Here is an 11,877-nt window from a genome sequence, read left to right on the forward strand (position 1 = left end):
GATTAGAGGCGGCGCAGCATGAACGACGCTCAGGCCAGTGCGGCGGCCGCGACATACAACGAGCGGAGCAGGCTGATCTTCTGCCTGCTCGCGGCCTTGGCGATGGCGGGTGCGTTGGGTGCCCAGGCAGGCGCCACCCTGCAGGATCCCGACAGCTGGTGGCAAGTGAAGGTCGGTCTGGATTTCCTGACTAACCGGACATTTCCGACCGTCGATCCCTATTCCTACACGTTTGCCGGCCAGCCCTGGATTGCCAAGGAATGGCTGGGGCAGGTCCTGCTGGCTCTTGCCTACCGGGCGGGCGGCTGGAACGGGGTCGTCAACGCGATCATCGCCTCGATCTCCCTGACGGTTTTCCTGATGGGGTGGTTTCTCAGCGCATGGCTGAAGCCGATCCTGGCGATTACACTGGCGTTCGCCGCGGTGTTCCTGATCAACCCGATCTTCACGGCGCGTCCGCATGTCTTCACCTTCCCGATCATCGTCATCTGGACAGCGGTCCTCTTCGGTGCGGCAAGGGAAGAACGGGCGCCGCCCTGGTGGCTGCTTGTGCTGGTCGTATTATGGGCGAACCTGCACGCCACCTTCACCTTGAGCTTCGTCATCGCGGCTTTCGCCGGTCTCGATCTGCTGGCGCGCACGGGCCTGTCGAAACCGTCCCTGCTGGCGAAGTGGATCGCGTTCGGCCTGCTTTGCCCGCTGGTGAGCCTGATCCACCCCTACGGCGTCCAGGCCATCCTCGCGACGCTCGCCGTGGCCTACGGCAATGAGGCGGTGTCGCTGATCATGGAATGGAAACCGTTCAGTCAGCCGGACAGTCCTGTCCAGGAAGCGGCGATGCTGCTGGCGCTTTTCGGGCTTCTGGTGTCCCGGTTGCGAATTGGCTGGGCCAAGGCGTTGTTCGTCGTCTTCACCCTGCATGTCTATCTCGCCCATGTGCGCTTCATGTATCTGTTCTTCCTGCTGATTCCGCTGGTGATGGCGGCCGAGGTCGCACAGCAATATCACTCGCTTTCAGCCACCGCATGGCTGGCCGAAAAGCGCGACGGGCTGGAGAGATTCTTAGCCAGACGGTTCTACGCCATCTGCGGCACGGCAGCCGTTCTGCTGATCGGCGGGATCGCCGTGCTCGGCAGCGCCTATCAGGTCGCGCCGAGCCCGAAGACATCGGCCAGCGGGGCGCTGGCCTTCGCGCAAAGCCATCATCTGTCCGGCAATGTGTTGAATTCCTACAATTTCGGCGGCACGCTGATTTTCCATGGGTTCAAGACCTATATCGACGGACGGACGGACCAGCTGTTCCTGGGCGGCTTCACAAAGAGCGACAACGACACCGGACGCGGAGACGGCAAGCCGCTCCTCGAAGCCCGCCTGAAGAAATACGCAATAGATTGGGCGCTGCTGTCGGCCGACGACAGCCGGATTCCCTTCTTCGACCAGTTGGGCTGGAAACGGGCCTACTCGGACGATTACGCGGTAATCTATCTGCCCGGCGCCTGATCCTGTGCGTTCCTGGCGGATTTCGCGACAGCCAATATATGCCTTGACACCCATGTTGCAGCGCAGCAAAATTGCTGCCTGAGGGTAAGCCTGTGAGACCGACGAGCCGGGATTTTCAGCACGACCGAAGGCATCGCCGCATGAGCGTGTCGGGTGCGGCCGCACGGATCATGGTGGTCGCGCGCGAGCCGGCCGGATGAACTACCGGCGCGACATCGACGGCCTGCGGGCCGTTGCGGTGCTGCCCGTCGTGCTCTTCCATTTCGGCGTGTCCGCCATTCCTGGCGGCTTCACCGGTGTCGACATCTTCTTCGTCATATCGGGCTATCTGATCAGCGGCAGCCTGCTCGATGATCTTGAGCGGGGCCAGTTCTCGATCGGCCGCTTCTACTGGCGCCGCGCCCGGCGCATCCTGCCGGCGCTGACCTTCGTCATCCTGCTCTCGAGCATTGCCGCCTGGTTCATCCTTCTGCCTTCGGATCTCCACGAATTCAGCCTTAGCGTGATCGCCGCCGCGACCTTCTGGTCGAATATCTATTTCTGGAGAACGATGAACTATTTCTCCATCGACGCAGAACTGCGGCCGCTCCTGCACACATGGTCGCTTTCGGTGGAAGAGCAGTATTATATCTTCGCGCCGATCCTGCTTTATCTGATCCACCGATACGTCTCGAAGCGCTGGCTGACGGTACTTCTGCCGATGGCCGTCGGCAGCTTTGCCCTGGCAGTCATAGCAACCTCGCTGGCACCGACGGCAGGCTTCTATCTCTTGCCGACGCGCATATGGGAGCTGGCGCTGGGCGCCATGCTGATGTTGCGGAAGCCTCCGGTCCTAGCCGGTCGGCTGGCGGTGGAACTGATCGGCCTCGCCGGCTTTGCCCTGATTGCGTTTGGCTTTGTGATGATTTCGGACAGCGATCCGTTTCCCGGCTACAATGCCCTATTCCCCTGCATCGGAACAGCACTGCTGATCTATGCTGGCCAGGATAACGCGGACAGGCCGGCACCTGTCGCCACTCGCGTGCTTCGGTTGGCGCCGCTGGTCTGGGTCGGCCTGATTTCCTATTCGCTTTACCTCGTCCACTGGCCAATCAACTCGTTCGTCCATTATCTCTCGCTGAAGACCGTCGGTGTGCCAACGATTGTCGCGATGACGGTGGCCAGTTTCGCCCTGGCGGCATTCTCCTGGAAATATGTCGAGCAGCCCTTCCGCCAGAAACGAGCCTATACCGCACCGCTGCCTATCTTCGCTTTTTCGGCGACGGCCATCGCGCTGCTGTGCGCCGGTGGTTTGGCCGGTGCACTGGGCAACGGTTTCCCGCAACGGTTCCCGGACTTCTCGACCGAACGTATCCGGGTCGGCGACTGGCGCAACGGCATCTGCTTCAACGAAAACGGGACCCGCATCGAAGACTGGAATCTCGCCGACTGCACCCGTACAACGGGCTTTGCCACCAATGTGCTGCTGTGGGGCGATTCTTTCGCTGCCCATTATGTATCGGGACTTGAGCCCAACGCCCAGAAAATCCAGGCCAATGTCATCCAATACACCTATGCCGGCTGTCCGCCCGACCTGACCTATTTTTCCTATGCTCGGCCCGCCTGCACCCGCTTCAACGAACGGGCCTTGTCGATCATTCGCGACGCAAACATCCAGGCGGTGATCCTGAGCGGCCGATGGACCGACTACCAGGCCAGGGGCTTCGCCGGCCTGCAGAAGACGATCGACCGGCTTCGCGAGATGGGGGTCAAGGTCTATACCGTCGGCCAGTCTCCGGAATTCATCGCCGACGTCCAGAAGATCGCTTTCTTGGTGAAGCGGGAGCATGCCGGAACCACATCCTGGCCTATGGCTATGGATCCGGGCATCAACGCACGGGTTCTGCCGTTCACCAAAGGGGCCGATTTCATAGATCCGCTGACGTATCTGTGCGACTCGGCCGGTTGTTCATACGCCGACGCCAAGACCAATGAATTTCTCTACTTCGACTATGGCCACTTCTCTTCCGCCGGCGCGACGCTGGCCATCTCGAAATACTGGCCAAGTTTCGCCACCAGCGACAAGGCCGCGAAGGCAAACCGGCAATTCACGGCCGCAGGCGCGCCGTGATCCGCAGCACGACGGCGTCGTGCCGAAACGGACCGCTTTGCGATTGCCCGAAGGCCAACCCTCATGCTAACGAGGGCGCACGCGGGTATGATGTAATGGTAGCTTGTCAGCTTCCCAAGCTGAACGCGCGGGTTCGATTCCCGCTACCCGCTCCAGCCTAAGGCGTCAGAACCATTTCAGCGCCTGCCTGTTCGTCGAACACAACCGAGCAGCCTCTCGCCAGCGCCACCGTTGCGAGGGCGTTTGCCGCCGCGTCATCCGATGAAACGAAGTCGCCGGTCAACACCCGCAATTCTTCCACGCCTTCAGCCATGGACACGAAATTGCCGACCGATCGATCGTGCTTGCAGGCCTCGATCACGCAAAGCAGGTCGATGATTTCGAAGCTGCGCATGTTCAGCCTCCAGAAGAAATCGTCCCTTGCAAGATCATGAACGCATCGGCGGGAAATAATGTTCCCAGTTCGCTTTCGCTGGCCTCGGCCTGGCGGCGCTTTCGCCGGAGAAGCTTACCTGATCCAGCCATCATCCCACTTCCCTCAGAATGAAGTCGTGCAGCATCTTGGCGGCCGGCGACAGCGCGCGATTCCTCACCGTGATCAGGCTGTAGGGCCTGACCTCGATGTCGAATTCGGTCTGGACGACGTCGATGGCGCCGGCCAGCCCGTCAGGGTTCTGGATGAATTTCGCCACCTGGACAGAGACCGGTGCGATGGCATCGGATTGCGCGACCATGACCAGGGTCAGGAGCAGCGAACTGGTGTTCAGGATACGGTCCGGCAAAGCGATGTTGCGGTTGAGGAAGTTGCTCTCCATCGCCTGGCGCAAGGGCGAGCCGCCCGACTGGAAGACCCAGTCATAGGCGGCGGTGTCTTCCAGCCGCACCACGCTGCCCCTGGTGAGCGGGTGGCCACGGCGCACGATCAGGCAGGCTTTCTCGACGCCGATGACGCGCGACTCGAACAGCCGCGGATTGAGGTCGTCCGGGATGCGCGCGATGATGAAGTCATGGCGCGTGGCGATCAGCTCGCGTGCCAGCACATTGGAGGTCTCGACCTGCATGGTGATCTCGATGCGCGGATAGATGCGGCGGATTTCACGAATTGCCGGCACCGCCAGCTCGATTGCCGGCGCGGTCACGGCACCCAGGAAAACCGAACCACCCTTGCCCGCCTTGAGCTCGGAAATCTCGCGGTCGACCTCGCGCATCTCCAGCAGGATCGAGCGCGCGCGCCTGGCCAAAGCCTTGCCGTATGGCGTCAAGGTGATGCCGCGCGGCAGCCTCTCGCACAGCTTGACCTCCAGCACCGCCTCCATCTCCGCGATCATGCGCGAGGCCGCCGGCTGCGAAATGTTCAGAACCTGGGCTGCCGCGCTGACCCGGCCATGGTCGTCGAGCGCGACGATCATGCGCATGTGACGCAGACTGAGACCGCTGCGCAGCAGGGTTTCGCCATCGCCCGGTGCTTCTCTGTAACCATCTGAAGCTGTTGTCGGATTCGCTGGCCGCGCCATCGCTTTCCCTGCCTTCTGCTCGTGTACGACCGACATCGGGGTCAGCCCGTCACGTCGCAATACATATACCAACCATGATATAGCAACCATCAAAGATCGCATTTGACAGTTATGGCAAAGACCCACACCCTCCGCGCGTTCCAAGACGTGACGGTCGCCGACGAGAAAAATCGTATCGATTGAATCAGCGTCTCGGGGCCATGGGAGGATACCGGAGATCGATATGACGGCAGCGGTGCCTTGGCGCTTCTGCACGATTGCGCGGCCCGCGACCCCCGGGGTGCCGCGTCCATCAAACAGGGAGAGTTAAAGTGAAAATCATCAAGACACTGGCCGCCGTCGCGGCCCTTGGCATCGCTGCCATGACCTACTCGGCGCACGCAGCCGACAAGGGTCTCGTCGGCGTGCTGATGCCGACCAAGACCTCGCAGCGCTGGATCAATGACGGCGATGCCGTCAAGTCCCAGCTCGAGGCTCTCGGCTACACCGTCGACCTGCAATACGCGCAGGACGACATCCCCAACCAGCTCAGCCAGCTGGAAAACGAAATCACCAAAGGCCCGAAGGCGCTGATCATCGCTTCTATCGACGGCACCACCCTGTCGGATGCTCTGCAGAAGGCCGCTGACGCGGGCGTCGTCGTCGTCGCCTATGACCGCCTGATCAAGAAGACCGCCAATGTCGACTACTACACCACCTTCGACAATTTCGGCGTCGGCGTGATCCAGGCGAATTCGCTGGTCAAGGGCCTCAAGGAACGCTTCCCGAACACCAAGCCGTGGAACGTCGAACTGTTCGGCGGCTCGCCCGACGACAACAACGCCTTCTTCTTCTACAATGGCGCCATCTCCGTCCTGCAGCCGCTGATCGACGACGGCTCGATCAAGATCAAGTCCGGCCAGACCGGCATGGACAAGGTCGGCACGCTGCGTTGGCTCGCCGCCACCGCCCAGGCACGCATGGACAATCTGCTGTCGGCCAACTATTCGGATGGCAGCCGCGTCGATGGCGTTCTTTCGCCCTATGACGGCCTGTCGCGCGGCATCACCGCCTCGCTGCGCGCCGTCGGCTACGGCACCGAGGCTCAGCCTTGGCCAATCGTGACCGGTCAGGACGCTGAGACCGCTTCGGTCAAGCTGATCATCTCGGGCGAGCAGTACTCGACCGTGTTCAAGGACACCCGCGAACTGGCCAAGGCCACCGTCGAGCTCGTCGACAAGGTGCTCTCGGGCGGCAAGCCGGACGGACTCGATGAAAAGACCTACAACAACGACGTCAAGGTCGTTCCCTCGATCCTGTTGACGCCGCATGAAGTCGACAAGTCGAACTACCAGGCGCTGGTCGTCGACTCCGGCTACATCAAGGCCGACGAACTGAAGTAATCCCGGTTACAAAGTCAGGGGGTCCTGCGCAACGCAGGGCCCCTTTTCGTTCACCAGCGAGCCCGGTATTGTCACCGACCTCGCCGGCAATATTTGCCGAGCTCTCAAGGAGCGGTAGTCCCCATGGCCCCGACGATTTTGGAGATGCGCGACATCACCAAGACGTTTCCCGGCGTGAAGGCGCTGTCGAACGTCAATCTCAGCGTCGAGGAAGGCGAGATCCACGCCGTGGTCGGCGAAAACGGCGCCGGCAAGTCGACGCTGATGAAGGTGCTGTCGGGCGTCTATCCCTCCGGCACCTATGACGGCCAGATCATCTTCCAAGGCCAGGAATGCCAGTTCAAGGGCATCCAGGACAGCGAACACAAGGGTATCGTCATCATCCACCAGGAGCTAGCGCTGGTGCCGATGCTGTCGATCGCCGAAAACATCTTCCTCGGCAACGAGCACGCGAAATTCGGCGTCATCGACTGGGACGCCAACGAGGAGCGCACCAGTGCGCTGTTGAAGAAGGTGGGCCTTAAGGAGGACCCCAAGACGCTGATCACCAATATCGGCGTCGGCAAGCAGCAGCTGGTCGAGATCGCCAAGGCGCTGAGCAAGGAGGTCAAGCTCCTGATCCTCGATGAGCCTACGGCATCGCTCAGCGAAAAGGACAGCCAGGCGCTGCTTGACCTGCTGCTCGAATTCAAGCGGCAAGGCATGACCTCGATCCTGATCTCGCACAAGCTCAACGAGATCAACCGGGTCGCCGACAAGGTGACGGTGATCCGTGACGGGCGCACCATCGAGACGCTGGCCAAGAAGGACATCTCCGAAGACCGCATCATCACCTCGATGGTCGGTCGTTCCCTCGACGACCGCTATCCGCCGCGCGAGCCTGATATCGGCGAGATCGTGTTCGAGGTGAAGAACTGGTCGGTCTATCACCCGCTCCATGCCGAGCGGCAGGTGATCAAGGGTATCGACATCAATGTGCGCGAGGGCGAAGTGGTGGGCATTGCCGGGCTGATGGGCGCCGGCCGCACCGAATTCGCCATGAGCCTGTTCGGCCGCTCCTACGGCCGCCGCATCACAGGCGAGGTGCTGCTCAAGGGCAAGCCGATCGATGTGTCCTCGGTAAGCAAGGCGGTCCAACACGGCATCGCCTACGTCACCGAGGATCGCAAGACCTACGGGCTCAACCTCATCGACCATATCAAGCACAACATCACGCTGGCCAATCTCGGCGGCGTGGCCCGCCACAGCGTGATCGACGACATGCGCGAGCTCGCCGTTGCCAACGACTATCGCAAGAAGACCAATATCCGCGCTTCCAGCGTCTATCAGTTGACCGGCAATCTTTCCGGCGGCAACCAGCAGAAGGTGGTGCTGTCGAAATGGCTGTTCGCCGACCCGGACGTGCTGATCCTCGACGAGCCGACACGCGGCATCGATGTCGGCGCCAAGTACGAAATCTACACGATCATCGCGCGACTCGCCTCGGAGGGTAAGGCGATCGTGGTCATCTCGTCGGAAATGCCGGAATTGCTCGGCATCACCGACCGCATCTACGTCATGAACGAAGGGCGCATCGTGGGCGAAATGCCCGCCGCGGAAGCAAGCCAGGAAAAAATAATGCGCGCCATCGTTCGTGGAGAAGGAAAAGCAGCATGAGCACCGAAAGCGCCCCCGCCCCGCACGGCAATGTCGCCGAAGAGCAGCGCGCACGCATCGCCGTCTCGGCGCTGGCCACGAACCTGCGCGAATACGGCCTGATCATCGCGCTGATCGTCATCATGCTGTTTTTCCAGTTCACCACGTCGGGAACGCTGTTCAAGCCGGTGAACCTGAGCAACCTGGTGCAGCAGAACTCGTTCATCATCGTGATGGCGCTGGGCATGCTGCTGGTGATCGTTTCCGGCTATATCGACCTCAGCGTCGGATCGGTCGCCGGTTTCATCGGCGCGCTGGCGGCAAACATGATGGTCATCTGGCAACTTGGACCGCTCAGCAATCCGCTGGTGGTTTCGATCATCTGCCTCGTCGTGGGCGGCCTGATCGGGGCGGCGCAAGGCTACTGGATCGCCTATCACAGAATACCGAGCTTCATCGTGACACTGGCCGGCATGCTGATCTTCCGCGGCATCTGCCAGGCGCTGCTGGGCGGCGGATCCTCGGTCGGTCCGCTTCCCGACGACTTCAAAATGCTCAGCTCGGGCTTCATCCCGGATGTCATCGGCCCGCTGACGCTGATCCCGCCGACGGTGAACGCGGCCGGCAAGACCATCATGGGCAGCGGCCTGACGCTGCACATGACGACGATCGTGCTGGGCCTGATCGCCGTGCTGGCCTATGCCTATTTCGGGGTGAGGACGCGTCGCAAGCGCGAACGCCATGGCTATGAGGCCGAGCCCTTTGCCCTGTTCGTCGTCAAGACGCTGGTCGCCAGCGCCCTGGCGCTGTTCCTGGTCTATGAGTTCGCCAGCTACAGAGGCCTGCCGGTCGTGCTGCTCGTCATGGGCGTGCTGATCTCGCTGTTCGTCTTCGTCACCAAGCGCATGACCATCGGCCGCCGTATCTACGCCATGGGCGGCAATGCCAAGGCCGCGCAGCTGTCAGGCATCAACACCGAGCGGCTGACGCTGATGGTGTTCATCAATATGGGCGTGCTGTCGGCGCTCGGCGGCCTGATCATCGCGGCGCGACTGGGACAGGCGGTGCCGGCCGCGGGCCTCGGCAGCGAGCTCGACGTCATCGCCGCCGTCTTCATCGGCGGCGCCTCGGCGATGGGCGGCGTCGGTCAGGTCATCGGCGCGGTGGTCGGCGGCTTCATCATGGGCGTGATGAACAACGGCATGTCGATCATGGGCGTCAATGTCGACTGGCAGCAGGTGGTCAAAGGCCTGGTGCTGCTCGGCGCCGTGATCTTCGACGTCTACAACAAGAACAAGGCTTGAACGGACTTAAGAGCAATTCCAGGAAAAGTGTGAAACGGTTTTCCGCCCGGAATTGCGCCAAGACAATGAGTTAGAGCGGTTCGCCGTTTCCGTGAAACGGTGAACTGCTCTGATCGAGGAAAGCAGGAGGCATACGATCGCGACGCTGCCGGCAACCCGCCGGTAACAGAAGTCCCTGAGGGACCAGGCCCGCGAGCGCAATCCGAACTGAGAATTTAAACCGTGGCATGGACGAGGTCCCGGCCGCGCTGAGCAAGGTTTGCCGTTTTGGCAGCCCTGCCAAGGCAAATGAGAGAGGATTCATCATGCTGATCTCCCAGATCCTTGACGACGCCGAGACCATCCGCGTCGTCGCCCGCAATGGCGGCAAGACCCGGATCATCAATGGCGCCCGCAGCGTCTATTCGCTGGCGATGGAGGCCGCCCGCACCGGCGTCGGCCTCGTCGCGCTGATCGAACGCAAGGGGCTTGGCGAGACGGTCGATCTCGAGGCCGCTTACAAGAAGGGGCGGCTGCTGTCGCCGATCAATCACCCCGATCCGGCGCATCTGCACCTGACCGGCACCGGGCTGACGCATCTCGGCTCCGCCGCGACGCGCGATTCCATGCACAAGAAGCTGAGCGCCGACGGCGAGGAGCAGCTCACCGATTCCATGAAGATGTTCCGCATGGGGCTGGAGGGCGGCAAGCCGGCGAAAGGCCAGATCGGCGTGCAGCCGGAATGGTTCTACAAAGGCAACGGCACGATGGCGGTGGCACCAGGCGCCGCACTCCTGTCACCGGCCTTTGCCAAGGACGCCGGCGAAGAGCCCGAGGTCGCCGGCATCTACGTCATCGGCGACGACGGCGCACCTTTCCGCGTCGGCTTCACGCTGTCGAACGAGTTTTCCGACCACGTCACCGAGCGCGTGAACTATCTGTTCCTCGCGCATTCCAAGCTGCGCAACGCCTCGTTCGGGCCGGAGATCCTGATCGGCGACCTGCCGTCCGACATCCGCGGCACCTCGCGCATCGTGCGCGACAGCGAGGTGCTGTGGGAAAAGCCGTTCCTGTCCGGCGAAGCGAACATGTCGCACACCATCGCCAATCTCGAACATCATCATTTCAAATACGCGGCCTTCCGCCAGCCGGGTGACGTGCATGTGCACATGTTCGGCACGGCGACGCTGTCCTTCGCCGACGGCATCACGACCGAGGCCGGCGATGTCTTCGAGATCGAGGCCGGGGATTTCGGCCTGCCGCTGCGCAACCCGCTCGAGATCGAGCAGCCGGTGAAGGTGGCTGTGAAGGCGCTTTGAGAGCGCGCCTTTTCCTTCTCCCCAAGTGGGAGGTGGATCGGCGCGTTAGCGCCGAGACGGATGAGGGGTGTTCCAGCGGAGTGAAACGTTGGCGTTCCCTGGAACACCCCTCATCCGTCGCCTCCGGCGACACCTTCTCCCACAAGGGGAGAAGGAAAAGGCGCCTCTGCCTCAATAAATATCGAAGTCGAAATACTTGGCCTGGATCTTCTTGTAGGTGCCGTCGGCAACGATCGCGTCGATGGCCGCGTTGAGCTTGTCGCGCAGGGCCGTGTCGTCCAGGCGCACGGCGATGCCGGCCTGGGTCTCGGTGCCCTTGACGTCGCCGACCAGCTTGCAGCAGCCGTCGCTTGCCTTCTTCAGCCAATCCATCAGCACGAACTTGTCCGAGATCACGGCGTCAAGACGACCGTTGGTCAGGTCGGTGATCGCCTCTTCCTGGGTGGGATAGAGTTTGGCCTCCGCGCCCGCCTTGCCATATTCATTCTGGGCATAGTCGGCCTGCGTGGTCGAAGCCTGGGCACCGACCGTCTTGCCGGCAAGGGCCGCCGGTTCGGTCGAGGTGAGATCGGTGTCCTTCGGCGCCACCAGAGCCAGCGGTGTCGTATAATATTTGTTGGTGAAGGCGACCTGCTTCTTGCGCTCCTCGGTGATGCTCATCGAGGCGATGATGGCGTCGAACTTCTTGGCCTGCAAAGCGGGAATGATGCCGTCCCAGTCCTGGGTAACGATCTCGCATTCGACCTTCATCTGCGCGCACAGCGCATTGGCGATGTCGATGTCGAAGCCTTCGACCTTGCCGTCGGCGGTAATGGTGTTGAACGGCGGATAGGCGCCCTCGGTGCCGATCTTGATTTTCTCCGCCGCCTGCACCGACAGAGAGCCGGCCAGTGTTGCCAGCATGGCAGCGCCCGCCGCCGATATGACCCATTTCGAAAATCGCATTTTCTTGGTTCCCCTTGAACGCCGCCAGCTTGACGGGCGGCAAGGCAGCCAAGCATGGCGAGCCGGTACAGGCAAGTATTTTGCCTTGGGGCAATGAGGGTCAGCGCGCGGCGCGGAAATGCTTGGACAGCTTCAGGCCCTGCGCCTGGTAGTTGGAGCCGAGATCGGTGCCGTAGAGCGCCTGCGGCC

General features: G+C 61.8%; 10 protein-coding genes and 1 tRNA gene. 7 read left to right on the forward strand and 4 right to left on the reverse strand.

From position 1 onward, the window contains the following. The first annotated feature begins 18 nt into the window (after nt 1-18). From ENZ75_RS06840 to ENZ75_RS06850, 3 genes are all read left to right on the forward strand, one after another. Nucleotides 19-1,500, forward strand: coding sequence for a hypothetical protein (locus tag ENZ75_RS06840; RefSeq protein WP_063170020.1), 1,482 nt, complete (start codon nt 19-21; stop codon nt 1,498-1,500). 196 nt (nt 1,501-1,696) lie between these two features. Further along, nucleotides 1,697-3,610, forward strand: a complete 1,914-nt coding sequence (locus ENZ75_RS06845; protein WP_063170019.1) for an acyltransferase family protein — start codon at nt 1,697-1,699, stop codon at nt 3,608-3,610. A gap of 81 nt (nt 3,611-3,691) precedes the next feature. Continuing rightward, nucleotides 3,692-3,765 (forward strand) — tRNA-Gly (locus ENZ75_RS06850). 2 nt (nt 3,766-3,767) lie between these two features. On the opposite strand, the gene ENZ75_RS06855 is transcribed toward ENZ75_RS06850, so the two are convergent. Beyond that, on the reverse strand, nt 3,768-4,004 hold the full coding sequence (locus tag ENZ75_RS06855; protein ID WP_024503153.1) for a hypothetical protein: 237 nt from the start codon (nt 4,002-4,004) through the stop codon (nt 3,768-3,770). Nucleotides 4,005-4,134: 130 nt separating this feature from the next. After that, nucleotides 4,135-5,124 carry a LysR family transcriptional regulator gene (locus ENZ75_RS06860; RefSeq protein ID WP_027161714.1) on the reverse strand — a complete coding sequence of 330 codons (990 nt, stop codon included), beginning with the start codon at nt 5,122-5,124 and terminating at the stop codon, nt 4,135-4,137. A gap of 311 nt (nt 5,125-5,435) precedes the next feature. Here ENZ75_RS06860 and chvE point away from each other — a divergent pair, with 311 nt between their 5' ends. From chvE to araD1, 4 genes are all read left to right on the forward strand, one after another. Continuing rightward, nucleotides 5,436-6,506 (forward strand): multiple monosaccharide ABC transporter substrate-binding protein, encoded by a 1,071-nt coding sequence (gene chvE, locus ENZ75_RS06865; protein WP_027161715.1) that lies wholly within the window; start codon nt 5,436-5,438, stop codon nt 6,504-6,506. 123 nt (nt 6,507-6,629) lie between these two features. Then, nucleotides 6,630-8,162, forward strand: coding sequence for a multiple monosaccharide ABC transporter ATP-binding protein (mmsA, locus tag ENZ75_RS06870; protein WP_063170018.1), 1,533 nt, complete (start codon nt 6,630-6,632; stop codon nt 8,160-8,162). Beyond that, a complete protein-coding gene (gene mmsB / locus ENZ75_RS06875) occupies nt 8,159-9,445 on the forward strand; it encodes a multiple monosaccharide ABC transporter permease (protein ID WP_063170017.1) in 1,287 nt (428 codons plus the stop codon). Before mmsA ends, mmsB begins: the two co-directional genes overlap by 4 nt. Nucleotides 9,446-9,750: 305 nt before the next feature. After that, nucleotides 9,751-10,743 (forward strand): AraD1 family protein, encoded by a 993-nt coding sequence (gene araD1 / locus ENZ75_RS06885; RefSeq protein WP_013533635.1) that lies wholly within the window; start codon nt 9,751-9,753, stop codon nt 10,741-10,743. A gap of 171 nt (nt 10,744-10,914) precedes the next feature. On the opposite strand, the gene ENZ75_RS06890 is transcribed toward araD1, so the two are convergent. Continuing rightward, a complete protein-coding gene (locus ENZ75_RS06890) occupies nt 10,915-11,688 on the reverse strand; it encodes an ABC transporter substrate-binding protein (RefSeq protein WP_024503157.1) in 774 nt (257 codons plus the stop codon). Nucleotides 11,689-11,788: 100 nt separating this feature from the next. Continuing rightward, nucleotides 11,789-11,877: 2'-deoxycytidine 5'-triphosphate deaminase (locus ENZ75_RS06895; protein WP_135896362.1), on the reverse strand; the 89-nt coding region annotated here is incomplete at its 5' end.

This window comes from Mesorhizobium sp. M7A.F.Ca.CA.002.04.1.1 (assembly GCF_004022805.1).
Lineage (GTDB): Bacteria > Pseudomonadota > Alphaproteobacteria > Rhizobiales > Rhizobiaceae > Mesorhizobium > Mesorhizobium ciceri.

Coding starts and splice junctions, on each gene's coding strand:
- ENZ75_RS06840 (WP_063170020.1), top strand. CDS start 19: ATGAACGACGCTCAGGCCAGTGCGGCGGCCGCGACATACAACGAGCGG.
- ENZ75_RS06845 (WP_063170019.1), top strand. CDS start 1,697: ATGAACTACCGGCGCGACATCGACGGCCTGCGGGCCGTTGCGGTGCTG.
- ENZ75_RS06855 (WP_024503153.1), bottom strand. CDS start 4,004: ATGCGCAGCTTCGAAATCATCGACCTGCTTTGCGTGATCGAGGCCTGC.
- ENZ75_RS06860 (WP_027161714.1), bottom strand. CDS start 5,124: ATGGCGCGGCCAGCGAATCCGACAACAGCTTCAGATGGTTACAGAGAA.
- mmsA (WP_063170018.1), top strand. CDS start 6,630: ATGGCCCCGACGATTTTGGAGATGCGCGACATCACCAAGACGTTTCCC.
- mmsB (WP_063170017.1), top strand. CDS start 8,159: ATGAGCACCGAAAGCGCCCCCGCCCCGCACGGCAATGTCGCCGAAGAG.
- araD1 (WP_013533635.1), top strand. CDS start 9,751: ATGCTGATCTCCCAGATCCTTGACGACGCCGAGACCATCCGCGTCGTC.
- ENZ75_RS06890 (WP_024503157.1), bottom strand. CDS start 11,688: ATGCGATTTTCGAAATGGGTCATATCGGCGGCGGGCGCTGCCATGCTG.